Origin of the sequence: Alcaligenes faecalis (assembly GCF_005311025.1) — a bacterium.
GTDB lineage: Bacteria > Pseudomonadota > Gammaproteobacteria > Burkholderiales > Burkholderiaceae_B > Alcaligenes > Alcaligenes phenolicus.
In genome coordinates this window covers 3,438,645-3,462,649 of record NZ_CP031747.1, presented here as the reverse complement: position 1 = coordinate 3,462,649, position 24,005 = coordinate 3,438,645, and the positions used below count along the sequence as shown (strand labels likewise).

Genomic DNA, 24,005 nt, shown 5'->3' with positions numbered 1-24,005 from the left:
TTCTAATGGGACAAAGATGTAACGTCAGTTTTTTTTTGCAAGCAAGTGACACGTTTTAACTATCTTGTTTGCCAGTCTCTCCCAGGAAGCCACCACTTTGACGTGCCCACAAACGAGCATACAAACCACCTTTTTCCAGCAATTCCTGGTGGCTGCCTTGCTCGATGATGCGGCCCTGATCCAGCACAATCAAGCGGTCCAGTGCCGCAATGGTGGACAGGCGGTGGGCAATGGCAATTACCGTCTTGCCGTGCATCAGGGTGTTGAGGCTTTCCTGAATCGCGGCTTCCACTTCGGAGTCCAGCGCGCTGGTGGCTTCATCCAGTAACAGGATGGGGGCGTCTTTCAGCATGACGCGGGCAATTGCCACACGCTGACGCTGGCCGCCAGACAGTTTCACACCGCGCTCGCCCACATGTGCCTCCAGGCCCTCACGGCCCTGGCGGTCATGCAGTTGCGGGATGAAGTCGGCAGCAGCGGCACGCTCTACCGCCATATGCAGCAGCTCGTCGTTGGCATCCGGGCGGCCATACAGAATGTTGTCGCGCATGGAACGGTGCAGCAAGGAGGTATCCTGCGTCACCATGCCAATGGCAGCACGCAAACTGTCCTGCGTGACGTGGGCAATGTCCTGGCCATCAATGCGGATGGTGCCGCTATCCACATCATGGAAACGCAGCAGCAGGTTGACCAACGTGGACTTGCCCGCGCCAGAACGGCCAATCAGACCAACGCGCTCGCCCGGTTTGATCACCAGATTGAGCTTGTCGATCACCTGACGGCTTTTATCGCGGTAGGCAAAGCTTACGTCCTGGAATTCGATGCGACCTTGCTCGATTTGCAGGGGCTTGGCATCGGGAGCATCTACCACCGTGGGTTTTTGCGTCAAGGTATTGATGCCGTCCTGAATCGTGCCTACGTTCTCGAACAGATTGGTCAGCTCCCACATCAGCCAATGGGAATGGCCGGACAGACGCAGTGCCATGGCAATGACGGCCGCCACTACACCGGCTGTGGATTGATCAATCGACCACAAGTACAAGGCCAGGCCTGCCGAACTGATCAGCAAGACAGTAGCCAGCACATGGTTGGTCACTTCAAACATGCTGATCAGACGCATCTGGGCATGGCCGGTTTCCTGGAAGCGGCGCATCGCGTTCTTGGCATGGTCTGCTTCACGGCGTGTGTGGGCAAACAGCTTTACCGTGTTGATATTGGTGTAGGCGTCGGTAATACGGCCCGTCATCAGCGCACGGGCGTCGGCCTGTTCAGCCCCGACTTTGCCCAGACGGGGCACAAAGTACACGCAGGCCAAAGCGTAGCCTACCAGCCAGAGCAGGAAGGGCAGGATCAGCAGGCGGTCAAAGCTGCCTGCCAGAATCAGAATACCGATCAGGTAGGCGCTCATGCCCACGACCACTTCCACGGCCATGAACAGAGTTTCACGCACCGCCAGAGCGGTTTGCATGATCTTGGTGGTGATGCGACCGGCAAACTCGTCCGCGTAAAAGGACATGCTCTGATTCAGCATCAGCTTGTGAAACAGCCAACGCAGGCGCATGGGGAAGTTGATGGCCAGTACCTGGTGCATGACCAGCGTATGCAGGCTGATCAGCACGACGCTGCCCAGCAGAACAGCGGCAATGGTCAACAGCGTGCCACCCTGCTGGCTCCAGAACTGGGCAGGTTCAATCGAGGGCAGCCAGTCCACGATATAGCTGAGCAGGGCAAACAGCATGGCCTCGTAGGCCGACAGGCCAATCGAGGTTACGGTCATCAAGCCAATCCAGCCGCGTGAATTTTTCGTACAGGCCCAGATGAAGGGGAAAAATCCTTTGGGAGGAGGGGCGACGTGTTGTTCGGGATAGGGATCTAATCGACGTTCAAAGAATGACAGCACCGAATGGGCTCCAGCGTACGGCCCTCTGGATGACAGGGCCGTTTAGACAAATAGAAAACCGCTTCCGGGGTATGAAGCGGCAATTTTTGATGGTACAGCAGTCATTTTGTCTGGCTGAAGAAAACCTGATAAAAACACAGTCTTTGTGTAGGGAAAGTGTCAGATATTGACCACGGTGTACGTTTAGTGGGCCAAGTCGATGTTGGAGTCTGCTTTGGGGTCTGGATGTTCTTATCCAGACCCCAATCAGAAAGTGGTAGTGATCTCTGGAAGGCAAATAGGCTTAGTAAGCCACCACCTGCCCGTCTTTGCGCGGGTCGGAGCCGCCCACGTAATGATTGCCCTGACGCAGAATCAGTTGTGCACCGCCAAAGGCGAACACACCGCTGCCGGGTTCAACGACGACTTCATGACCGCGCTCGCGCAAGGCCTGAACCAGCGCCGGATCGAAAGTGGGTTCTACCGCCACCCCACGGCCACCCGTCACGCGCCAGCGTGGGGCATCGGCAGCGGCCTGCGGGTTCTGACCGTACAGCAGAACACGCAGTGCCATTTGCATATGGCCTTGCGACTGGAAGGGGCCACCCATCACACCAAAAGACATTTGAGGGGTGCCATCGGCATTCATGGCAAAGGCCGGAATGATGGTGTGCGAAGGGCGCTTGCCACCGGCCACTTCATTCACATGACCGGGGCGCAGGGTAAAGCCATGACCACGGTTCTGCATGCTGATGCCGGTGCCGGGAACGACCACGCCGGAACCAAAACCCATGTAGTTGGACTGGATCAGGGACACCATCATGCCGCTGGAGTCGGCGGCGGTGACATAGACCGTGCCGGAGGGACCAGGCAGGCCGTGCTTGGGGTCGCCTGCCTTGTCCATCTGAATCAGGGCGGCGCGCTCGCGCAGATAGGCCGGGTCCAGCAAATGCTCGGGATGATGAATCATGTGCTCCAGATCTGCGTGGTGCTCGTACAGATCGGCAAAAGCCAGCTTCATGGCTTCAATGCTCAAATGCACCGTGTCGATATGGTCCAGCGGCTGCTGGCCCACACCAGCTTGGCCCATGATGCCCAAGGCCATCAAGGCCGCCAGACCTTGTCCATTGGGCGGGATTTCGTGAATCACGGACTGGGCAAAAGGATGGCTGATGGTGCCGCACCAGTTCGCGCGGTGCTCGGCCAGATCCTGCTCATCCATGGCGCCGCCATGCTGGCGGGAGAAGTCGGCGATGCGTTTGGCCAGCTCGCCGGTGTAGAAGTCCTGACCCTGGGTGGCCGCAATGCGTTCCAGCGTATTGGCCTGGTCCTGGTTCTGATACCACTGGCCAGCGACTGGGGCTTTGCCATCACGTAAAAAGGCTTCGGCAAAACCGGGTTGATCGCCCAGACGCTGACGACCTAGCTCCCACAAGCGCGCGATTACGGGCGAGACCGGGAAGCCTTCTCGGGCGTAATGAATCGCGGGGGCGGCCACTTGCTCCAGACTCAGACGGCCCAGCTTGCTGGATAGCTCGGCCCAGGCAGAGACCGCACCGGGAACGGAGACACTTTCCCAACCCTTGTCGGGGATGGCATCGTGACCTTTGAAACGATCCGGCGACCAGCCACGGGGAGAGCGCCCGGAGGCGTTCAAGCCATGCAGTTCTTTGCCGTCCCAGACGATGGCAAAGGCATCACTGCCTATCCCGCAACCCGTGGGTTCGACCACAGTCAGTGCGATGGCGGCCGCCAGGGCGGCATCGACGGCATTGCCACCAGCCTGCAACATGCGCAGGCCCGCTTGCGCGGCCAAGGGGTGGGAGGTGCTGACCATGTTCTGGCCAAGTACCGCAGAGCGGGCGGACGGGTAGGGGTTGTTCCAGTCCATACAGGTGTCAGTCTTGTTCATTGAATCTGTATTCCAGTCAGTTGGATCAGGCCTTGCCAGCGTGCGCTGTCCTCGCGGACCAAAGAGATAAACTCTTCTCGGCTGGTGCTGCGGGGTTGGTCCACGCCCAATGTTTGCAGGCGCGAGCGTACTTTGGGGTCCTGAACGGCATGTGAAAAAGCCTCATAAGCCTTGTCACGAATTTCGTCGGGCAAGCCTGCAGGGGCGTACAGGCCAAACCAGGTCACCGACTCATAGCCCGGCAGGCCGGACTCCTGAAAGGTGGGCAAATCGGGTGCCAGCGGCGAGCGCTGCTGGCCGGTTACTGCCAGGGCGCGCAACTGGCCGCTGTTCACATAGGGCATCCCGGTGGGGATGGCGTCCAGTAAAACATGAATGGAACCGCCCAGCATATCGTTAATGGCCTGACCGGTTCCGCGGTATGGAACGTGGGACATGACGATATTGGCCTGATTCAAAAAGGCTTCGGTGCCCAGGTGCACGATGGTGCCATTGCCACTGCTGGCGTAGTTCAACTCATCGGGATGGGCGCGCGCGTATTCAATCAGTTCCGGCAGAGTTTGCGCGGGTACGGACGGGTTCACCAGCAAGACGCTGGCGGCATCGCCCAAATGGGCGATAGGGGTGAAGTCTTTGTCTGCATCGTAGGGCAGCGACTTGTACAGGTGCGGAGCAATCGCGTGGGTGCTGCTGGTGGTGAACAGGAGGGTGTAGCCATCGGGCTTGCTGCGAGCGACTTCGCCTGAACCAATCGTGCCGCCCGCGCCCGTGCGGTTGTCCACAATGATGTTGGCGTTCATCGCTTTGGCCGCGCTTTCGGCAATCAGGCGGCTGATGACGTCGGTGGCACCGCCAGTGGGGAAGGGTACGATCAGGCGAATGGGACGATCAGGCCAATCGCTGGCATGGGCCGCCACGCTACTGACGGCCAGAACAGCACCTAATAAGGTTTGGGCAAGACGCCGCCAGGGGCGACGGGTCGATGGGGGCTGCGCGTTGCTTGCGGCGTTGCTGGGTCTTGTCATGGCTATCTCCTCAATCAAGAGATGATAGGAAAGGCGATGATGCCGAACCAGCAACAAATAAGCAGGACAGCGTTGCTATTTTGGCAAGGCTTGCGGGTCGACTTCAAGCTGCGGCAGCAACTCGTCCAGAAAGCGGCGAACAATAGAGGGCAAGCGGCGGCCAGCCAGGGCCTGCACTTCAATTTGACGATTCAGCAAGCCGCGTTCATGAATGAAACTGGCTTGCAGCAAACCTTGCTCAATCAGGTGACGAGCCGAGAGCAGGGCGGACACCGTCACGCCTGCGCCCGACAGGGCAAATTGATGCAGTGACTGCATGTGATTGCTGCTGAATACCGGGTCCAGACTCAGGTTCTGTGCACTGCAGGCCACATCCATCATTTGCCGCACGGTGGTGTCCGGGCCGGGCAAGGCCAGGGGGTGTGCCAGAAGGCTTTTCAGGCTGATGCGTTCGGTACGGGTGACCGGGTGGCCGGGAACCGCCAGAGCCATGACGGGGGCATCGCGGCGGAACAAGGTCTTGATGTCTTTTTCGGCTGTTTGAGTGAATTTGATGCCTATATCAATCTGGCCGCTTAGCAGCAGCATGGTGATGCGGTGTGGTGGCAGTACGTCCAGCTGAAAGCGGATGCCCTGATGCTTTTCACGAAATTGTGCGATGCACTGCGGCAGTAGCTGGGCGGCCAAACCTTCAGAGGAGGCGATGCGTATCAGGCCGGTTTGTAGCCCTTGCAAGGCGGCAATATCGTGCAAGGTGCGCTCGGCATCCATGGCGCTGCGACGGGCATGGGCCAGCAGCAGTTCTCCCGCAGCGGTCAGGTTCATGCCACGGGCATGGCGCTCGAACAAGGCCATACCCAGGTTTTCTTCCAGTCCGCTGATCTGGCGGCTGATGGCCGATGTGGCCACATGCAGATTGCTGGCCGCCTGCGAGATAGAGCCACAACGCGCTACTTCCTGGAAGTAGCGCAGTGCGGTCTCCTGAAGATGGCGTGGGTTCATACCAGACTGCCGCGCAGCTCGGCGGCAATCTCGTAGGAGCGCAAGCGCTTGTTATGGTCAAAGATATTGGCGTTCAGCATCAGCTCGTTGGCGCCGGTCAGTTGAATGAAGCCTTTCATCTGTTCAAGCACTTGTTCCGGATTGCCAATGGCCGTACAGCTGAGCAAGGAGTCCAGCAGATGCTGGGCGGGTGGGCTGCATTGCTCGTAGTAGTCGCGTACGGGCGGTGGCAGTTGGCCGGGACGACCGCTGCGCAGGTTCACAAAAGACTGTTGCCAGGAGGAGGCCAGTAGTTTGGCTTCGTCTTCCGTGTCGGCGGCAAAGACGTTGTAGCCCAGCATGACGTACGGTTTTTCCAGATGCACGGAAGGCTGGAACTGACGGCGGTAAACCTCAATAGCATCCATCAATTGAGCAGGTGCAAAATGCGAAGCAAAGGCGTAGGGCAAGCCCAAGGCGGCGGCCAGTTGAGCACCAAACAGGCTGGAGCCCAGAATCCAGACCGGCACATTCAGTCCGCGACCGGGCACGGCCATGATGCGGTTGCGCGGCTCGTCGGACATATAGTCCATCAGTTCCAGCACGTCGCGCGGAAACTGGTCGGGGTCGCTGTTCAGATTGCGGCGCAAGGCGCGGGCGGTTTCGGGGTCGGAGCCAGGGGCACGACCCAGGCCCAAGTCAATACGGCCGGGGTACAGGGAGGCCAGCGTTCCAAACTGCTCGGCAATCACCAAAGGGGAATGGTTGGGCAACATGATGCCGCCCGCGCCCACACGAATGCGGCTGGTTTGACCGGCAATGTGGCCGATCAGAACTGAAGTGGCAGCACTGGCAATACCGGGCATGCCGTGGTGTTCGGCCAGCCAGTAACGGTGATAGCCCCACTGCTCGGCATGACGGGCAATGTCCGCCGAACAGCGAAAGGACTGGGCCGGTGTGGAGCCCTGAACAATAGGGGACAGATCTAGGACGGAGAGCGGATAGCTTGGCTTCATGGCATCAGATTCAAATTGGACTCAGGATATAGTCGATCCATCGTTAGGCAGCGTCAAGTAAACCCATAGCATAGGCAAGGATGTTCAGATGAAAGAAACCAGTCGTCGCACCGTCAATCATTACCAGGACCATGCGCAGGCTTATCGGGACGGCACGTGGGACCATGATGTCAGCCAGAATCGTGATGCTTTGCTGGCGGCCATCGGCTTGCCGGGGCCTGTGGATATTCTGGATCTGGGCTGTGGACCGGGGCGGGATCTGGTCGCGTTTCAGGCCATGGGTCACCGCCCGGTGGGGCTGGATGGCTGTGCGGCTTTCGTGGAGATGGCTCGTCAGCAAACTGGCTTGCCGGTGCTGCATCAGGACTTTCTGGATTTGAATTTGCCCGCTGCGGCTTTTGATGGTGTGTTTGCCAATGCGGTTCTATTCCATATACCCAGCGCGGAGCTGCCTGCGGTTTTGACTGCTTTGCGACACAGTCTGCGACCGGGCGGCGTGCTGTTCTCCTCCAATCCGCGTGGTCAGGGGCAAGAAGGCTGGAATGGTCAGCGCTATGGTTGCTACTACAGTTGGGAGCAGTGGTCAGAGCGTCTGGAGCAAGCGGGCTTTGAGTATATCGATCACTTTTATCGCCCCACAGACAGGCCGCCGCAGGAGCAGCATTGGCTGGCTTCCCTGTGGCGCGTACCGGCTTGAACAGGTGCAAAATGGTGAATCCCTGACCTGGCTACTTAGGTGATTGTTTTATAAGCCTATTTTTTGCTAATACAGGGGTTTTCCCTATTTTTATGCACATCTTTTGTGGATAAGCCGGTTTTCAACAAGCAGAGGCTTGCCCGAGGAAAAAAATGGTAAAGAATTGTCGATTCTCTGCTCGCCATTTCTAAGTGCTTGATTGCACGGGGATAAGTGCAGTGATTCACGGTTTATCCTGTGACTTGTCCACATTTTATGGGGATAAGCTGGCGTCTGTTTCCGGATTTGGATGTTTTCTGTTCGTGGTTTTCAAGTGGCTGATACTACGGAAGGTTTTTCTGATTTGCCCAGTTTTTCCTATGAGCTATCCACAGTTTTCGGGGATAAGATGGTGGGCTTGCTCAACTTGGGTTCAGACCCGTCCCAAGGCTATGATGCGCACTAGCAATGTTTACCCTTGGCGGCCAGTCCCTTCGGTGCTTTGCCTTTTAATTGAGGAGATTGAAACGTGGAAAAATTGCAAGCCTGGATGACAGAGTTTCCAGCCGTTGTCGCGATTGCGCTCAACGTCGTGATTGCTTTGTTGATTCTGATTATTGGCTGGTGGCTGTCTGCCGTCGCCGGTCGTGCCATCAAGCGCATGGCAGCCCGCTCGCCTCGAGTGGATCCGACGATTGTGCCTATGGCCCAGTCCGTAACGGTCTGGACAATCCGCATCTTTGTGCTGATTGCCGTGTTGGCCCGTTTTGGTGTGCAGACCGCCAGCATTATTGCGGTACTGGGTGCCGCCGGTTTGGCGGTGGGCTTGGCCTTGCAGAACACACTGCAAAATATCGCCGCCGGCATCATGTTGCTGATGCTGCGTCCCTTGCGTGCGGGCGAGTTTGTGTCGGTTGTTGGTAAAGGTGACGGCACCGTACAGGAAGTGGGTTTGTTCCTGACCCGCTTTGAGCAAGTGGATGGCATTCAATTTACGCTGCCCAACAGCCTGATCTGGGGCAACCCTATCATCAACTACAGCCGTAACACCACTCGTCGTTTGGACTTCGGGGTGGGCGTACGTTATGGCGATGATCTGGACCTGGCCATCAAGCTGCTGCAAGACCTGCTCAATGAACATCCTCAGGTGCTGAAAGACCCGGCTCCTTTGGTCATGGTCATGGAGTACAAGGACAGCGTAATCACCGTCAATCTGCGTGCGTGGATCAATGCTGCTGACTTCTGGGATGCCCGTTTTGATCTGTTCCGCCGTGCGGTCCAAGTGCTGAATCAGGCTGGTTTGCAGACGCCCGTTCCAGTACGTGAAATCGTGCAGTCGGTTGGCGAGAAAAAGGCTGCGTGAACATGATGGGTTCAAGGCCAGACTCCAGCTTTGAACCGTGTCCTGCAGGCTTCAAGCCCATGCGGTTCCGATAGAAAGTATGAATGCCCCAAGCCTTGCTTTTAGCGGCTTGGGGCATTTTTTTCGGGTTAGCCTGCATTGGACTTACTGCGGGCTTCTCCCATACTGTACTCTTTGCTCTGGCGCTGTTTTTCCACCTGCCCTCACGATGTTTCTGATCGACGAAAAAATCACGGTACGACGCCTGGAAGTTCTGCTGGCTTTTCTGGAAGCCGGCACGATTGCCCGTGCCGCAGAACAATTGGGCACCAGTGCGGTGAGCGTGCATCGGGCCTTGAAAAGCCTGGAGGAAGGGTTGCGCTGCCCGCTGTTCTTGCAGGAAGGCCGCAATCTGGTGCCACAGGAGTCGGCGCGCGAGCTGGCCGAAGCGGCCAAGGAAACCATACGTACCTTGCAGCACGGCATTGATGCTGCCCGCGAAGCCGGGGGGTATTCGTCGGATCAGTTGCGCATAGGCTCCATGTATTCGCTGACGATACGTTTGGTGCCGCGCCTTTTGGTAGAGCTGAAGGTTCACAAGCCTTTATTGCAGATTGATCTGGTGCTGGACTCCAACGAGAAGCTGCTGCAAAAGTTGCGGGGTGGTCATATTGACGCAGCCCTGATCGAGTTGCCGCAGGAGCAACCGGATGATCTGGAAGTGCTGCCCATTTTTGATGATGAGCTGATGTTTGCTGCTCCCATGGATTGGCAAGGATCGGACTCGTCCGTGGTGGATCTGGAGCGTTGTTCCAAGGAACGTTTTGTGTCGCTGACCGATGATTTTGCAACGGGGCGGGATATGCAGCGCATGTTGGCCAAAGCCGGGTTTGATGCCGATATTGTGATGCGCACCGGAGACATCTTTTCCTTGATGAGCCTGGTCAGTGGTGGTGTGGGATGCTCCCTTTTACCTGCGCGAGCCAAAGCGGTTTTTTCTGACAAGATTCAGTGGCTGAGCCTGGAGCCGAAGTATCGACATTCACAGCGTATCGGCCTGGTGTGCATGAAGTCGCGCGAGCGCAGCCCGAATGTGTTGAGCTTGTTACGGGCCTGCCGGATCGTGCGTACTCAGTTGGAAAAAGAAGGGCCGACGTCGGGCTGATACGGGTCTGCACAAGTCGCTGTCTTGCGTTTATCCAGCCCAGCGAGACAGCCAGCGTTGCAAGCCATCCAGGGTTTGGAACTCGTCCACACTGCGCGCAGGAATCTCCGGATAGCGTTGATTCCACATGGTCGCCAGACTGCGGCCCGGACCAATCTCCAGCACCACATTGGGCTGACGCTCTTCAATCTGCTCCATGCAGGAGTCCCATTGCACGGTTTGCATCAACTGCGCTGATAAGGCCTGGGCAGCGGTAGTGGCGTTATGTACCCATACACCGGCATTGGTGGGCCAAGGCAAGGTCGGGGCAGTCAGTTCGCTTTGATTCAGTTGCTCTTGAAAGGCCTGGGATGCGCTGCTCATCCAATGGGTATGGGAGGCAATATTCACGGCCAGGGGTGTGCAACGTGCCCCTTGTTCTTGAGCGAGTTTTTCCAGGGCAGCAAGCTTGTCACGTGGTCCCGCACAGACAGCACTATCAGGACCATTGCGTATGGCCAGGGCAGCGCCGTGCGCTTGGCACCATTGTTCAATCGTCCGAATTGAAACCCCACTTATCGCCAGCATGCTGCTGTCCTGTCCGACCCCCGCTTGATCCATCAAGGCGGCTCTTTGTCCGGCGAGCTGGATGGTATTGCTGGCAGATGACACACCCGCTACACAAGCGGCTGCCAGTTCACCAATGCTGTAGCCCGCCACTGCCACCAAAGATCGCCTGGAGGTTTGCAGAGCAGGGACGTGCTCCTGCAATTCCTGCCAAGCGGCCAAGGCGCAAGCTGTCAGCACAACTTGGGCATGGGCATTGGTGCTGGCCCAACGGGTATCGCGCATGGCGGCGCGCCAATCGGGAACGTGCAACTGTTCCTGCATTTGCAGCAGCAAGGGGTTTGCCGGGTTCATCCAGGGCAGCATGTCTGCGTATTGCATGCCTTGCCCGGAAAACAGCAGGGCGATTTTCATAGTCAGGCTCCAGTAGGGCGACGCTGGCTGGCACTGCCGGGTGCATAGGCTTGCAAGCGATCCAGCCAGCAGCAGGCCGACAGGGTGTCGGCTGCGCCGCCGGGGGACAGGCGACGCTTCATGAAGGCTTGATGCAAGGCTTGCGCGCGTTGCACCGCATCGGGGCTGAACGCACTGCCTGCTTGCAGGTAGTGCATGGCGCAGCGGCGCGCGTAGTGTAGCCCCTCCAGTCCGCCACGATGGGCCAGATTACTATCGTCAAGGACCGCCATAACAGAAAAGAAGGTATGCAGACCCACGGTTTGCAACTGCTGTTCTGCCACTGGTGTGCTGTGCGGAGACAAAGTTTTGACAGCGACTTGCCAGGCGGGCCAGGCCGTTTCAAACAAGGTGGGAAAGCCCTGGGCTGCTTCCTGGTTCGCGCCTTGCAAGCCATAGCGGCGTACCGCCCGTCCGCCCGGCAGTGCGGACGACGCTTGCAGGCTGCGGGCCTGTAAAGCCGCCCCCCATAATGTTTGAAGTTGGTCCCGAATCGTGGCGGGAGTCAGGGTGCGAAAAGGTAGGCAAGCGCCTGCGGCTGCGCACAGCAGGCCCAGCATGAAGATGGCGCCACGGTGGGTATTGATGCCCCCGGTTGCCGCCTGCATGCGAGCCTCCGCTGCAATCCCGCGAGTTTGCAGCTGGCTGAATGGAACACGCTGTTGGCCCAGAGCCGCCATGTCAGAAAAATAATGGCGCAGGGCAAACAGACTGCGATAAAAAGTGCTGGCATCCATATCGTCATGGCTGCCGCTGTCGAGCAAGGAAACCAGCCCCGGTTTGGGAGCCAGAATCAGCTCGTCATACAGCGCCAGAACCGCCGCACGGCCTATGGCCGCACAACTCCAGGAACGGGATGGATCCATGAAGTCGGCGGCAGTGGGGCGGTGCGCCAATGTTCTGGTTTCAATTGCATCAAGCAGCATGAGAGGACTCCGGAGCAGGAGCGTGCTCGGGCCAGTCCGAGTGCGCCTGAATACGTACACCATGAGTGCGTTTGATCATGACTTTGCTGCTGGCACCGCTGCGCCATTGCTGCCATTCACGCCAGGCAATGGCGGCGTCATCGGGGAACAGCAGCTCGCCATCCAGACGGGGAAAACCGGACAATTCGCTGATTGCACTTAATAGCTCCACCAGACGATCTGCTTGCGTGGCGCTCTGCACGGGTAGCAGCAAATCCAGGTCTGAACCTTCACGCACATAGCCCTGTCCTGTGATCAGCTCCCAGCCATAACTGCCATAGACCTGAGCCGTGCAGCCATGTGCTTGCATACGCTGGCATAAGCTCAGCCAGTCTTGCGCCAAGGAGGCTGGCAATAAGGTTTGGGCTTCGTGGGCGGGGGGGAAACTGCCCCAAGACAGGCTCTGGTTCTGGGAAACGATCAGGGACAGACGTTGCCGCCCCCAATCGCTCGGTAAAGGAATGCCCACTTGCAACTGTCCGCTACGCAGTTCGCCTGGCTGACGGCTGACGACCAGCGGCCAGCCTCGAGCCTGCCATTGACGCAGGCTCTGGCAGGCGTGGCTGGTCGGCTCCAGATCAGCCAACACCTGATCCCAGGCTGTGTTGTCCAGCGTGATCAGGTGGTGACGGCGAGCGGGCAGCTGGGCGTTCATCAGGATGCCTGCAAGACCTGTTCAATGATCTGGGCAGCCAGGCGGCGGCCACCACGTTCGGCACCATCGCTGGCGCGGCGATCCTGATCATTGGATTGAGCCAGTGCTGCCCGCAAGGAAGCACGCAGTTGCTCTGGCGAACTGCTGTCCCAGACAGACTGAATGCCTCCCATGGCCACATAATTGCCTACGCCGGGCGCAAAGACCGGATTGGACTGCGCCAGCTCTTCCAGCATGGCTTCGGGCAGCTTGGTGACGCGGGCCATGGCAGGAATGCGCATGACGCGAATTTCGGCTTCGGGCACGGCATAGCAGGCATCGGCAATCAGACCGGAGGTGATGAAGCCACCGGACAGGGCCTGGTCGTACACCAGCCCAATGACCTTGTGGCCTTTGCGTCTGGCCAGATCCAGGCACATACCCAAGTGAGCCATGGCGCGGTTGATGCCAAGCAGCTCATCGCGGCGGCGCAGTTGCTGGCCCTGGGTATCGACCAAAAGCAGCAGGCTACGGCCAGGATGGTTCTTGATGGTGTCCAGCACGGCCTGTGCCTGGGTCAAGGCCAGGGACACGCCGATGGGGGCGTGTTCCGTCGTGCCGATCACGGCCAAGGTCTCGCCATCAAACTGGGCATCGCCCTGCAAGAACAAATCCTGTTCGCTAATGCTGTGCTGCGTATCGAACAGCGATTGCACCAGTGTTTCCCATTTCATGACAGCGCCTCCTGGCTGCGTAATGCTTTGACGGCTGCAGCATCCATCTGCCCGACTTGATCACTTTGTTCCAGCCCCAGTGCTTGCCACAAGGCTTGGGCCTGATTTTCAGTTTGGTCCCATTGCTCCACAGGCAGCAGGGCTGCGCGGTGTGCCAGCAGCTGATGTTCCTGTTCCAGCTCTTCCAGGGTGACGGGACCACGAGCTGGATTCTTCAAGCCTTGTACGGCAGCGGCGCGGAAAGCGGCCACGGTGTCCGGTACAAGGTCGTCGCAATCGGCAGTCAGCCAGCGGTGTTTTCCGCCACTGGTTTGCCAGACCAAAGCGCGGTCCTTGGAGTCGTATTCTTCGACTCCGTGGGAGGCTTCAATCACTTCCGGGCCGGACATGGCCAGACGGCCGACGTCGCTCATGATCAGGTGATTGGTGCAGCGGGCCACAATGCCCATACCTCCAAAGCAACCGTTTTGCCCGCCGACCAAAGCAATCACAGGCACTCCGGCATTACGCGTGTCCAGCAGGGCGCGCATCACTTCCGAGACGGCTATCAAACCGGCGTTAGCTTCGTGCAAACGCACACCACCGGACTCCAGCAGCAGCACTACGCCTGCAGGACGGTCAGTCATGGCTCGACGCAGCAGGCCCACCAGCTTGGCGCCGTGGACTTCGCCCACGCCACCGCCCATGAATTCGCCTTCCTGCGCCGCCACATACACGGTCTGCCCCTCCAGCAAGGCACGGCCGATAGCCACGCCATCATCAAAGGAAGAAGGCACTCCCAACTGCGCCAGATGGGGGCTGCTCAAGCGTTGTGCGGGGGGCAGCCATTCGTGAAAGCTGTTGGCGTCAAACAGAGCCTGGACGCGCTGGCGGGCAGAACACTCCAGATAACTGCTCATGACTGTGTTCCTTGTGCTTGGCTACGTGCCAGGGCTTCGCTGGCGGCCTGGTCCAGACGCAGACTGACCACGGCAGGGGTGGCCCCCATATCGTTAATGTCAAAGTGAATACCGGCCAGCGGATGGCGCTGGTGAAAGTCCCGGACCACCGCATCCCAGATCGTGGAGAAACCACGTGCCGAGGTATGAATATGGATGGTGCATTCGGCGCTGTCCTTGGGCTCGGCCAACACTTCCAGATTGCCCGAACCTACCACGCCCACCAGCACAGGCTGGAAGGTGCCAATAGGCTCTTGTCCTTTGAAGCTATAGGCCAGGGTTTCCAGGCCGTGAGGAATGTTTGTCATCGTGATCTCCTAATGCAAATAGCGTGGCGGGCCATTACCAGTTACGGAAGCGTGCCGGAGGTTGATACAGCCCGCCGGAGGCTTGAACCAGATCCCGCATGCTGCGTGCGGCCAATAAATTGCGGGTGGCCTGGCGTGGGTCTATGCCCAAATCTTGAGGGCGACGGATGATGCCGCGATCACGCAGGTTCTCCACCATGCGGGCATCTCGGCCCAGGCCCACTTGCGTATAGCCGGCAACACCCCGTATGGCTTGTTCGCGCTCTTCGTCGGTACGGCACAGCAAGAGATTGGCGATGCCTTCTTCTGTCAGGATGTGAGTGACATCGTCGCCGTACACCATGATGGGCGGCAGATCCATGCCGGTCTGCTCCTGCAGGGTCCAGGCATCCAGGGTGTCCACAAAGGCGGGCGTCATGTGTTCGCGGAAGGTTTCCACAATCTGCACCACCAGCTTCTGACCACGTGGCGTACCGGCTGCACCTTGGCGTCCTTGGCGTGCCTCTTGCCCGGCTTTCAACCAGGCGGGGCTGGCGTGGCGACGACCGCGAGCATCCGCGCCCATATTGGGTGCGCCACCAAAACCGGCAATACGGCCCAGCGTGGCGGTGGAGCTATTGCCATGCAGGTCGATCTGCAAGGTGGAGCCGATGAACAGGTCACAGGCGTAGTGGCCAGCCGCCTGACAGAACGCGCGGTTGCTGCGCATGCTGCCATCCGGGCCGGTGAAGAACACGTCGGAGCGGGCTCGCAGATAGTTTTCCATGCCCAGCTCGGAGCCGAAGGAGTGCACCGATTGCACCCAACCGGCTTCGATGGCCGGGATCAGGGCAGGATGCGGATTCAAGGCCCAGTGCTGGCAAATCTTGCCTTTCAGGCCCAGCGATTCGCCGTAAGTGGGCAGCAGCAGTTCAATGGCGGCGGTATCAAAACCGATGCCGTGGTTCAGGCGTTGCACACCGTATTCCGCGTAGATGCCCTTGATCGCCATCATGGCCATCAAGACCTGGATTTCGCTGATCTGGGCTGGGTCGCGGGTAAACAGCGGTTCGATAAAGTGCGGGCGGGGAGCGGGCACGACAAAGTTCACCCAGTCGGCGGGAATGTCCACGCGTGGCAGGCGGGTGGTCTGGCTGTCGACCAGCTCGTTGACCTGGGCGATGACAATGCCGCCGGAAAAGGCAGTGGCTTCCACAATAGCCGGGGTATCTTCGGTATTGGGGCCGGTGTACAGATTGCCGTGCTCATCGGCGGCCTGGGCCGCGATGAGCGCGACATTCGGGGTCAAATCTACAAAGTAACGGGCAAACAACTCCAGATAGGTATGAATGGCACCGATGTTCAGTCGTCCTGCTGAGGCCAGCCTGGCCAGGCGCGCACCTTGCGGGCCGGAAAAGCTGAAGTCCAGGCGGTTGGCAATGCCTTTTTCAAACACATCCAGATGCTGGGGCAAGGCCAGCACGGATTGCACCATGTGCAGGTCATGAATCTGCGCTGGGTCGACGCCCACCAGTGCGTCGGCCAGAAAGTCGGCCTGCTTCTGGTTATTGCCTTCCAGACATACTCGATCTCCTACTTGTAATACGGCTTCCAGCAAGCTGCTGGCTTTATCCGTGCTGCATATCTTGCCTTGCAAAGAGTCTCCCAGTGCGCGGCTGGCACGTTGCAGTCTTTGCTGGCGGGCTTGATTCTTAAGATTCCAGTTGCTGTCCGTCATTGGGTTTCCCTGTCCTACCTCTGTCGATGTGATCCGTTGAGTAAGCTGCCCGACCCTTCAGGATCGGAGTTCAGGCAGCGCGATAGTTAATGTGCCCAGGCGATGGGCAATGCGGGTGGCCGCTTCCAGTAGCAGGTCATCTTGCCCAGGGCGGGCAGCCACTTGCAGTCCTAAAGGAAGCCCGTGGCTGCCAAAGCCGATGGGCAAGTTGATGCATGGAATGCCCAATGCCGTCCAGGCACGGCACAGCACGGGATCGCCCGTGGTGTCGCGTGTGGGAGCCTCGCCCAAGGCGGCGGCGCTCAGGATTAGGTCTGCGTCGCCGAAGATCAGCTCGGGTTGGCGCTTGACCTGATTGATCAGGCCTTGAGCCTGAATCAGTTCGGCAGGTTGAGTCTGTGCGCATTTATCCAGATAAGTCTGCAAAGCAGGCGAGAGCAGTTCCAGGTGTTGCTGGCGTTCATGGCTTAAATGGGCCAGTACTTCAGCTCCCATGATGGCTTGCTGCGCGTGGGTCAGTTCACCAAACAGACTGTCCCTGTCGCTAAGCTGAACTTCAAACTGGCCGTCATCCATTTTCAGGTGAGTCACGGTCGCTTCCAGCCGATCACGCAAATCCTCGGCAATGTCCTCCCACCAGGGCGTGTGCAAAAAGCTCAGGCGCAAAGGGGCTTGCTGCAGGACTTGCGATACTTCCGGCGTGCTGCGCAGCGCGTTGAACACAAGGCGCACATCCTCCAGACGCTGGCCCAAAATTCCCAAGGTGTCCAGAGACGGGCTGATGGTTTTCAAGCCGCTGCTGGGCAGGGCGCCGAAGCTGGGTTTGAAGCCATAAATTCCGCAGAACGTGGCGGGGCGCACCACGGACCCCGCTGTCTGGGTGCCCAAAGCTACCGGCACCACATTGGCGGCCACGGCAGCGGCCGAGCCGGACGACGAACCGCCCGGCGTGTGCTCCAGATTCCAGGGGTTGCGTGTCTTGGGAGGGCTGAACAGCGCAAATTCCGTGGTGACGGTTTTGCCAAAAGGCACGGCACCGGCCGCACGCAGAGCCTGCACAATGGCAGCGTCCTGGGTGGGGCGGTTGTCGCGATAAATGGGCGAACCATAGGTGGCTGGAGCGTCCGCCGTATTGATCAAATCCTTGATGCCGATGACCAGCCCCTTTAAAGGGCCGGTGTTGTTCTCCTGCTCTTGGGCGACACGCCGTACCTGCTCCTTGTCCAGATGGGCAAAGGCCTGAATCAGATCCTCGGTTTGTTCGTAGCGGGCAATTGCTGCCTCTGCTGCCTCCTGGCTAGATGTCCTGTTTCGGGTAGCGAAATCATTCACAGACATGGCGCGTCCTTAGATCGTGAAGGGTGCGATAAGAATAGCAATCGTCAAAATGACGGTGCCAATCAGAAAGGCCACGACAGTAAAGCCCATCACTTGTCGTACATTCAGGCGCGCAATGGCCAGCACAGGCAAAAGCCAGAAGGGCTGGATCATGTTGGCCACCGCCTCGCCAAAGGCGACGGCCATGGACATCAGGCCCAGGTAGGCAGGGCCGTCCTGACCAATGGCCAGGGCCGATTGCACAGCGATGGGGCCTTGCACACCCCAGTGTCCGCCACCGGAAGGAACAAACAGCGAGATGATGATGGAGGCGATAAAGGTCAGGAAGGGCAGAGTGTATTCATTGGCCCCAGTCACCAGCGCGGAGGACAGGATTTCTTCCAGGGCGCGACCGCCTTCCATGGGGATATAGGCTAGCAAGCCCATGATGCCGCCATACAGCGGGTACTGCAGAATCAACGGGCCTGCCGTTTTGGCGGACTCGACAAAGGATTTGATAAAGCGGATAGGCGTCCAGTGCAGCAGGGCACCGGTGACGGTAAACAGCATGATCATGGATGAGATGTTCAGCGCAAAACCGCTGCGCACGAAGTAGTACATACCCGCGGCAAAGAACAGCACATTCAGAATCCACAGGTTTTCCAGCTTTTCAGCCGGGGTGCTGGGCTTGGTTTTGGGCAGGTCTTTTTCAATGTCAGCAAAGACGGCGGGGTCAGGCGGCAAGGCGTAGTCAGGCTCCATGCGCCAGATCGTCAGAAACAGCAGGATGATCAGGGCCACAACTGGAATCCAGCTATAGGGCTGGAAAATGGTCAGGCTGAACGGCACCGTCATGCTGGTCAGTTGATGGATGACGTTGATGGGGCTGTTGGGGTCGGTATTGGCCAGGGCAATCGAGCTGGACAGACCTTGAGTCCAGAGCAGGTAACCCATATAACCCGAGGCAATCAGATAACCAAAGTGCACATTGGGCAGACGGCGGGCAACCTGGCGTGCAACCAGGGCACCAGCCACCAGACCCAGGCCCCAGTTCAGCAGGCAGAAGATCGCGCCCACGGCAAAGCACAACAGGGCGCCTTCAACTTGTGTGCGGGCACGGGAGGCCAACCAGATGATGGCGCGTTTCAAGGGCGGTGCTTCAGCCAGGGTGTAGCCCGTCACCAGAATCAGCACCATTTGCAGGGCAAAGGTGAAAATACTTTTGGGGCCCCATACCCCGCGATACCAGGCATCCACCATTCCTCCGGGGGTGGCGCCATCGACAAACAGGGCAATCAGTCCTACAACCAGCAAGCTCAGGATGACGGCGAACAGATACGGGTCCGGCATCCACTTTTCTACGTAACGCACGCAGATATTGGTAAAGCGGGTCAGCAAGTTTGGCCTGGGTTTGGCCGAGAGGGTAGCAGTGGTGTTCATGATGAACTTATCCTTGTTTTTGTCTCCCCGACCTGGCTAGTGGGTCGGCTGATGGATGTGGATGCTGGATACACAGTCCCGCTAGCGCGTACTCCTCGGTAATGACTGTTGCCTGTATCTCGCCTTCCTTTTTTATGGTGTGCCCCTTAGGGGGCTTATCGTTGTGCCCACAAGATAGCGACAGGCTAGTGCGTGGATCAATAAAGCAAATGTTGTTTTATTTACGCGCGGCGAAACGATGACGCGTTAACCCTAGGGAGAAAAGGGCGTGCGAATGCTGCGACACGCGGCTTTGGGTATAAAGCCGCGTGTTTTACGGGAGATGGGGATATTTAGCTAAAACGAACTGATTAGAGGATCAGTTTGAGTTGCGGACAGGGCGCTGTTTGAAACGGAACTGCTTTTTTTTCATACGCCAACCTGGGGGGAGTGCGGCGTGGGAAGGGACTGGGCTTATAGCCAGCGTAGTTTCTCTTTTTTTGACAGGCTGAGCCTGGAGGAGCCATCTGCGTTGATTGGAAAAGCAGACAGAGGGAATGAACTTCGAGACGTAAAAAAGCACACAGGGCAGGCTGTGTGCGGATGAGGGTGTTAACGATCCGACACCATTCAGGGGGAGAAATCCGCCCAGATTTAAAACTTGTCGGCGACCGAATCCAGCGCGTCGCGCAGCAAACCGGCAATTTCTTTTTGCCGTGGCGCAGGCATGCGCTCGGTAATGGCCGTGACACTCATGGCCAGAATGGGGCGGCCTTTGTGGTCGCATAGCGCGCAGCCCACACCCAAAGCACCGCGTACGGCGTAGTTGCCTACAACCGAGTAGCCCCGGATACGGGTGTTGGTGACCAACTGGCGCATCTCGCGCTGGGTCATGCCACCGTACTGATCCAGCTGATTGGCATTGCGTTCGATAATCTGCTCGATCGCTTCGTCCCCAAGTGTGGCCAGATAGGCCATGCCACCCGAACCCACGCCCAAAGGCTGACGCTTGCCGACATAAGTGGCCAGAATCTGTACCGGGTAGGGGCCAATTTCGCGCCACAGGCTAACGGAGTCGTCGCCATCGCGGCCCACCAGAAAGACCGCGTCGCCAGTCTGTTGAGCCAGCTCTTGCATGATGGGCTGCATGATGGTGACACGCGGGTCCAGTCCAAACAGGCCCTGATCCTGGCGCGTGGCGCTGTAGCGACGGCTATGGCTGCTGTTCTGAACCAGACCGTGATCGATCAGGGCGGCCAGCAGCCGGTAGATGGTGGGGCGCTGTAATTGCGTGGCGCGCGACAGGTCGGTGACGCTCAGTCCTTTGCCTTGATGATTCTGCAAAGTCTTGAGCACCAGCAGGCCGCGTTGCAAGGTGCGCGGCCCGGCCTGATCCTGCGGTTCTACGGTCTCGGGAGTGTTCATGCTTGAAAACAGCTATTGCTTACCGAAAAAGTAACTCAGTAAGAATATACGCCAGCCAAGAAAGTGTCCACTGTGTGATCGCTCATAAAGGACAATGCCCGCTGGGTGCAGCGGGCAAGAGGGGGAGCGCGTTTGAAGGCAGGTTTTAGCGATGTTCCGGGCCTGCCGATTCGTCTTTACGTTGTTCAGGGATGGGGTGGCCCGCTGTTTTAGCGGTCTTGATCATGGCGGTACACAGGCCGCGCAACATATCCACTTCGTCCAAACTAAGCTGGGCGCGACCGAACAGGTGCTGCATGCGGGGCACCAGCTTCTTGGGGTGTTTGGGGTCCAGGAACTTGACGCTTTCAATGGCCTGTTCCCAGTGCTGCAGCAAGGCTTGCACCTTGGCTTGGGGAGCCAGCTCCTTGCCAGGGTCTGCCTTGCCATCCGTATGGGGCAGCAGGCTGGCACCGCTTTCAGCCAGCAAGGCATAGCGCAATTCCCAGGCAGCCAGTTGCAAAGCCTGGGCGACATTCAGGGAACTGTATTCAGGATTGGCCGGAATATGGCAGACGTATTGGCACTGGCTGATGTGATCATTGGTCAGGCCCACGCGTTCGGTCCCCAGCACAATGGCGACGGTTCCGGCGTGCTGGCGCAGATGCTCACGGCTCAGTTCGGCAGTCTGACGTATATCGGCGGCTGGCGGTCCTAAATAGCGGGGGCGGGCCGTCAGGGCAAAAGCCAGAGTGACCGGTTCCAGTGCATGCGCCAGAGTGGGAACAATAGTTGCTTGCTCCAAAACGTCGACGGCACCGCTGGCCAGCGAGATTGCCTGAGGGTTTTGTGCAACGTCCGGGTCTAGCGGGTCGACCAGACATAAGTCGCCAAAGCCCATGGTTTTGATCGCTCGCGCTGCTGCGCCCACGTTTCCAGGGTGGCTGGGTTGCACCATAATGAAGCGAACCCGGTGAAAATTATCATCAAATGCCGATGCTTGCGTCTGAGTCATTTAAAATAGCTACTTTGAAGCTACGCTTCCTGTGTCTGCTCACGCGATTTTGCCCTGCAACAGGGCACGCCAGGCAGGCTCAATTATTGTTAAAAAAACGGAATTTCCATGCACCCGATGCTCAATACCGCCATCAAGGCGGCTCGCCGTGCCGGCACCATTATCTCTCGCGCCAGTCTGGACCTCCAGCACCTGTCGGTTGCGCGTAAAGGCCCTAAAGATTATGTCACGGAAGTGGATCGCGCAGCAGAGGAAGCCATCATTGAAGTGTTGAGCGAAGCCTACCCCGACCACGGTTTTATCGGCGAGGAAACGGGCGAGCGCCCACCGCTGGAACCCGCAGGCGAAGGTACTCCCGAATACCAGTGGGTCATTGATCCTCTGGATGGCACCACCAACTTTATCCACGGCTTTCCGTGCTACGCAATTTCGATTGCCTTGATGCACCGTGGCCAGGCTGCCCATGCCGTCATTTACGACACCAACCGCAATGAAATGTTCACGGCCAGCCGTGGCGGTGGTGCCTTCCTGAACGACCGGCGTATTCGTGTGTCGGGCCAGACTCGTTACCACGATGCCTTGATCGGTGCACACGTGCCGGATTCGGGTGCAGGCGTGAAACCCACCTCCCCATTTGCCGATATGCTGGCCGAATGTGCTGCCGTGCGTCGCGTGGGTGCAACGGTTTTGGATTTGGCTTATGTGGCCGCTGGTCGTCTGGATGGTTTCTGCGCCGTTAACCTGAAACCCTGGGATTTGGCTGCCGGCACCTTGCTGGTAACTGAAGCTGGTGGTCTGGTGGGCGACTTTGAAGGCGAACAAACCTGGAAAGAGACTGGCAATGTGATTGCCGCCAGTCCGAAGATCTTTATTCAGATGCTGTCGCACCTGCAAGATTAAGAACCTAGACCCCGGCATTGCCGGGGTGTTCTTTTAATCACAGCGCCAAGGAGCTGAGATGGAGTGGTTGATGGACCCGACCGCCTGGGTTGGGTTACTCACACTGGTAGTTCTGGAAATTGTGCTGGGCATCGATAACCTGGTGTTCATTGCAATTTTGGTCGACAAGCTGCCTCCGGCGCAGCGCGACCGGGCTCGTGTGCTGGGCCTGTCACTGGCCTTGCTGATGCGCCTTGGCTTACTGACGGTCATGTCCCATCTGGTGCAGCTGACCGATCCTTTGTTCTCCATATTCAGCCTGGATTTCTCAGGCCGCGATCTGATCATGATCGTGGGCGGTTTTTTCCTGCTGTTCAAGGGCACACTGGAGCTGCACGAACGTATTGAGAACCGCAGCGCTCATGCTTCCGGCTCGCGCATGTATGCCAGCTTCTGGGTCATCGTGGCGCAGATCGTGGTGCTGGATGCCGTGTTCTCCATCGACGCGGTTATTACTGCGGTGGGTATGGTCGAGCACCTGCCCATCATGATGGCGGCGGTGGTCATTGCCATTGGCATCATGCTGGTGGCCTCCAAGCCGTTGACTGCCTATATCAACAGCCGGCCTACGGTAGTGATCCTGTGCCTGGGCTTTTTGTTGATGATTGGCTTCTCCTTGCTGGTCGAAGGCTTTGGTGTACATGTACCCAAGGGTTACCTGTATGCGGCCATTTCTTTCTCCATCCTGATCGAGATGTTCAACCAGCTGGCGCGTCGCAAGTTGCGCATGTTGCAGGCGGGCCGGCCCATGCGTGAGCGTACGGCCGAGGCCGTGCTGCGCATGTTGGGCAAGCGTCCCGCTTCCGGTGAAACGGCCATCGGGCCGGATCTGCCCGGTGCGGCGGCGCAAATGGTGTTCGGTCAGGAAGAGCGCAATATGGTCAGTGGTGTATTGACCTTGTCCGAGCGCACGGTGCATTCGGTGATGACGCCGCGCAATGCGATTACCTGGGTGAATGTGCAGGACGATCCTGAGGTCCTGCGCGAAAAGATGACACATGAACCCCATAGCATGGTGCCAGTGTGTCGCGGTTCGCTCGATGAGGTTATTGGCATTGGTCGAAGCAAAGAGTTACTGGCAGACCTGCTGATTCATGGTCATATCCGTCTGGACCAATTGCGTCAGCCGGTTTTTGTGTATGAGTCCATCGGGATTTTGGACCTGATGGAAACCATCAAGCAAAGCCGCGGGCAGCTGGTCATGGTGACGGACGAGTTCGGCACTATTGAAGGTTTGGTGACGCCTTTGGATATTTTCGAGGCGATTGCAGGCGACTTCCCCAGCGAGGACGAAACTCCCGATATTGTCCAGGAGTCCCAGGACCACTGGCTCCTGGACGGCTCTACGGACTTGCATCATCTGGAACAGATGCTGGGTGTGGATGGTCTGGTGGATGAAGAGGAAGAATATGCCACCCTGGCCGGTTATCTGCTGACGCGTTTCGGACAATTGCCCAAGGTGGGCGATGTGTGTGTGCTTGAGCAAAGCGATGCGGTGTATCGCTTCAAGGTGGAAGAGCTGGAAGGGCGTCGCATTTCGCAGGTCAGCCTGGAACGTGTGCCATACGATGATGAACAAATCGATCCATTTCTGGCGTCTTAATTTTTATTGGCTTTGAT

Annotated in this window: 21 protein-coding genes; 5 read left to right on the top strand and 16 right to left on the bottom strand. The window is 58.2% G+C overall.

The features are described from left to right. Positions 1–55 precede the first annotated feature (55 nt). The 5 genes from D0C27_RS15915 to D0C27_RS15895 form a co-directional block, all read right to left on the bottom strand. On the bottom strand, positions 56–1,900 hold the full coding sequence (locus D0C27_RS15915; protein ID WP_009457855.1) for an ABC transporter ATP-binding protein: 1,845 nt from the start codon (positions 1,898–1,900) through the stop codon (positions 56–58). A gap of 283 nt (positions 1,901–2,183) precedes the next feature. Beyond that, positions 2,184–3,791, bottom strand: a complete 1,608-nt coding sequence (locus D0C27_RS15910) for a gamma-glutamyltransferase family protein (RefSeq protein WP_137431297.1) — start codon at positions 3,789–3,791, stop codon at positions 2,184–2,186. Next, positions 3,788–4,816, bottom strand: coding sequence for a Bug family tripartite tricarboxylate transporter substrate binding protein (locus tag D0C27_RS15905; protein ID WP_137431296.1), 1,029 nt, complete (start codon positions 4,814–4,816; stop codon positions 3,788–3,790). Before D0C27_RS15905 ends, D0C27_RS15910 begins: the two co-directional genes overlap by 4 nt. A gap of 75 nt (positions 4,817–4,891) precedes the next feature. Next, positions 4,892–5,818: a LysR substrate-binding domain-containing protein gene (locus D0C27_RS15900; protein WP_026484229.1), complete on the bottom strand. Its 927-nt coding sequence runs from the start codon at positions 5,816–5,818 to the stop codon at positions 4,892–4,894. After that, positions 5,815–6,813, bottom strand: coding sequence for an LLM class flavin-dependent oxidoreductase (locus D0C27_RS15895; protein WP_026484230.1), 999 nt, complete (start codon positions 6,811–6,813; stop codon positions 5,815–5,817). The genes D0C27_RS15900 and D0C27_RS15895 overlap by 4 nt, the downstream gene beginning before the upstream one ends. An 88-nt stretch (positions 6,814–6,901) precedes the next feature. Here D0C27_RS15895 and D0C27_RS15890 point away from each other — a divergent pair, with 88 nt between their 5' ends. From D0C27_RS15890 to D0C27_RS15880, 3 genes are all read left to right on the top strand, one after another. Continuing rightward, positions 6,902–7,510: a class I SAM-dependent DNA methyltransferase gene (locus tag D0C27_RS15890; protein ID WP_083054047.1), complete on the top strand. Its 609-nt coding sequence runs from the start codon at positions 6,902–6,904 to the stop codon at positions 7,508–7,510. A gap of 529 nt (positions 7,511–8,039) precedes the next feature. Beyond that, complete coding sequence (locus tag D0C27_RS15885) at positions 8,040–8,852, top strand: mechanosensitive ion channel family protein (protein WP_035271438.1); 813 nt, start codon at positions 8,040–8,042, stop codon at positions 8,850–8,852. A 208-nt stretch (positions 8,853–9,060) separates the two neighbouring features. Then, the gene (locus D0C27_RS15880) at positions 9,061–9,996 is read left to right on the top strand and encodes a LysR substrate-binding domain-containing protein (RefSeq protein WP_026484233.1); all 936 of its coding nucleotides are present in this window, start codon (positions 9,061–9,063) and stop codon (positions 9,994–9,996) included. A gap of 30 nt (positions 9,997–10,026) precedes the next feature. Here the strand turns inward: D0C27_RS15880 and D0C27_RS15875 are convergent, their stop codons facing one another. The 11 genes from D0C27_RS15875 to D0C27_RS15825 all read right to left on the bottom strand — a co-directional run bounded on the left by D0C27_RS15875 (position 10,027) and on the right by D0C27_RS15825 (position 21,446). After that, positions 10,027–10,956 (bottom strand): acyltransferase domain-containing protein, encoded by a 930-nt coding sequence (locus D0C27_RS15875; protein ID WP_115634118.1) that lies wholly within the window; start codon positions 10,954–10,956, stop codon positions 10,027–10,029. A 2-nt stretch (positions 10,957–10,958) separates the two neighbouring features. Next, a complete protein-coding gene (locus D0C27_RS15870) occupies positions 10,959–11,921 on the bottom strand; it encodes a triphosphoribosyl-dephospho-CoA synthase (RefSeq protein WP_115634117.1) in 963 nt (320 codons plus the stop codon). Next, positions 11,911–12,615, bottom strand: coding sequence for a malonate decarboxylase holo-[acyl-carrier-protein] synthase (mdcG, locus tag D0C27_RS15865; protein ID WP_115634116.1), 705 nt, complete (start codon positions 12,613–12,615; stop codon positions 11,911–11,913). The genes D0C27_RS15870 and mdcG overlap by 11 nt, the downstream gene beginning before the upstream one ends. Next, complete coding sequence (gene mdcE / locus D0C27_RS15860) at positions 12,615–13,328, bottom strand: biotin-independent malonate decarboxylase subunit gamma (protein ID WP_022983522.1); 714 nt, start codon at positions 13,326–13,328, stop codon at positions 12,615–12,617. Before mdcE ends, mdcG begins: the two co-directional genes overlap by 1 nt. Then, the gene (locus D0C27_RS15855) at positions 13,325–14,227 is read right to left on the bottom strand and encodes a biotin-independent malonate decarboxylase subunit beta (RefSeq protein ID WP_035270906.1); all 903 of its coding nucleotides are present in this window, start codon (positions 14,225–14,227) and stop codon (positions 13,325–13,327) included. The genes mdcE and D0C27_RS15855 overlap by 4 nt, the downstream gene beginning before the upstream one ends. Beyond that, the gene (gene mdcC, locus D0C27_RS15850; protein ID WP_009457832.1) at positions 14,224–14,574 is read right to left on the bottom strand and encodes a malonate decarboxylase acyl carrier protein; all 351 of its coding nucleotides are present in this window, start codon (positions 14,572–14,574) and stop codon (positions 14,224–14,226) included. The genes D0C27_RS15855 and mdcC overlap by 4 nt, the downstream gene beginning before the upstream one ends. 34 nt (positions 14,575–14,608) lie before the next feature. Then, positions 14,609–16,291: a malonate decarboxylase subunit alpha gene (gene mdcA / locus D0C27_RS15845; RefSeq protein WP_035270904.1), complete on the bottom strand. Its 1,683-nt coding sequence runs from the start codon at positions 16,289–16,291 to the stop codon at positions 14,609–14,611. Between the two features lie 57 nt (positions 16,292–16,348). Further along, a complete protein-coding gene (locus D0C27_RS15840) occupies positions 16,349–17,629 on the bottom strand; it encodes an amidase (RefSeq protein ID WP_115634115.1) in 1,281 nt (426 codons plus the stop codon). A 9-nt stretch (positions 17,630–17,638) separates the two neighbouring features. Beyond that, on the bottom strand, positions 17,639–19,048 hold the full coding sequence (locus D0C27_RS15835; RefSeq protein ID WP_035270901.1) for a short-chain fatty acid transporter: 1,410 nt from the start codon (positions 19,046–19,048) through the stop codon (positions 17,639–17,641). Between the two features lie 633 nt (positions 19,049–19,681). Further along, positions 19,682–20,452, bottom strand: a complete 771-nt coding sequence (locus tag D0C27_RS15830; RefSeq protein ID WP_022983524.1) for an IclR family transcriptional regulator — start codon at positions 20,450–20,452, stop codon at positions 19,682–19,684. 145 nt (positions 20,453–20,597) lie between these two features. Next, positions 20,598–21,446, bottom strand: a complete 849-nt coding sequence (locus D0C27_RS15825) for an RNA methyltransferase (RefSeq protein ID WP_009457826.1) — start codon at positions 21,444–21,446, stop codon at positions 20,598–20,600. Between the two features lie 108 nt (positions 21,447–21,554). On the opposite strand from D0C27_RS15825, the gene D0C27_RS15820 reads away from it, so the two are divergent. Both D0C27_RS15820 and D0C27_RS15815 read left to right on the top strand, forming a co-directional pair. Continuing rightward, positions 21,555–22,346, top strand: coding sequence for an inositol monophosphatase family protein (locus tag D0C27_RS15820; RefSeq protein WP_035270898.1), 792 nt, complete (start codon positions 21,555–21,557; stop codon positions 22,344–22,346). 58 nt (positions 22,347–22,404) lie between these two features. Continuing rightward, positions 22,405–23,988 (top strand): TerC family protein, encoded by a 1,584-nt coding sequence (locus D0C27_RS15815; protein WP_035270896.1) that lies wholly within the window; start codon positions 22,405–22,407, stop codon positions 23,986–23,988. Positions 23,989–24,005 lie beyond the last annotated feature (17 nt).

Coding starts and splice junctions, on each gene's coding strand:
- D0C27_RS15910 (WP_137431297.1), bottom strand. CDS start 3,791: ATGAACAAGACTGACACCTGTATGGACTGGAACAACCCCTACCCGTCC.
- D0C27_RS15905 (WP_137431296.1), bottom strand. CDS start 4,816: ATGACAAGACCCAGCAACGCCGCAAGCAACGCGCAGCCCCCATCGACC.
- D0C27_RS15900 (WP_026484229.1), bottom strand. CDS start 5,818: ATGAACCCACGCCATCTTCAGGAGACCGCACTGCGCTACTTCCAGGAA.
- D0C27_RS15895 (WP_026484230.1), bottom strand. CDS start 6,813: ATGAAGCCAAGCTATCCGCTCTCCGTCCTAGATCTGTCCCCTATTGTT.
- D0C27_RS15890 (WP_083054047.1), top strand. CDS start 6,902: ATGAAAGAAACCAGTCGTCGCACCGTCAATCATTACCAGGACCATGCG.
- D0C27_RS15885 (WP_035271438.1), top strand. CDS start 8,040: ATGACAGAGTTTCCAGCCGTTGTCGCGATTGCGCTCAACGTCGTGATT.
- D0C27_RS15880 (WP_026484233.1), top strand. CDS start 9,061: ATGTTTCTGATCGACGAAAAAATCACGGTACGACGCCTGGAAGTTCTG.
- D0C27_RS15875 (WP_115634118.1), bottom strand. CDS start 10,956: ATGAAAATCGCCCTGCTGTTTTCCGGGCAAGGCATGCAATACGCAGAC.
- D0C27_RS15870 (WP_115634117.1), bottom strand. CDS start 11,921: ATGCTGCTTGATGCAATTGAAACCAGAACATTGGCGCACCGCCCCACT.
- mdcG (WP_115634116.1), bottom strand. CDS start 12,615: ATGAACGCCCAGCTGCCCGCTCGCCGTCACCACCTGATCACGCTGGAC.
- mdcE (WP_022983522.1), bottom strand. CDS start 13,328: ATGAAATGGGAAACACTGGTGCAATCGCTGTTCGATACGCAGCACAGC.
- D0C27_RS15855 (WP_035270906.1), bottom strand. CDS start 14,227: ATGAGCAGTTATCTGGAGTGTTCTGCCCGCCAGCGCGTCCAGGCTCTG.
- mdcC (WP_009457832.1), bottom strand. CDS start 14,574: ATGACAAACATTCCTCACGGCCTGGAAACCCTGGCCTATAGCTTCAAA.
- mdcA (WP_035270904.1), bottom strand. CDS start 16,291: ATGACGGACAGCAACTGGAATCTTAAGAATCAAGCCCGCCAGCAAAGA.
- D0C27_RS15840 (WP_115634115.1), bottom strand. CDS start 17,629: ATGTCTGTGAATGATTTCGCTACCCGAAACAGGACATCTAGCCAGGAG.
- D0C27_RS15835 (WP_035270901.1), bottom strand. CDS start 19,048: ATGAACACCACTGCTACCCTCTCGGCCAAACCCAGGCCAAACTTGCTG.
- D0C27_RS15830 (WP_022983524.1), bottom strand. CDS start 20,452: ATGAACACTCCCGAGACCGTAGAACCGCAGGATCAGGCCGGGCCGCGC.
- D0C27_RS15825 (WP_009457826.1), bottom strand. CDS start 21,446: ATGACTCAGACGCAAGCATCGGCATTTGATGATAATTTTCACCGGGTT.
- D0C27_RS15820 (WP_035270898.1), top strand. CDS start 21,555: ATGCACCCGATGCTCAATACCGCCATCAAGGCGGCTCGCCGTGCCGGC.
- D0C27_RS15815 (WP_035270896.1), top strand. CDS start 22,405: ATGGAGTGGTTGATGGACCCGACCGCCTGGGTTGGGTTACTCACACTG.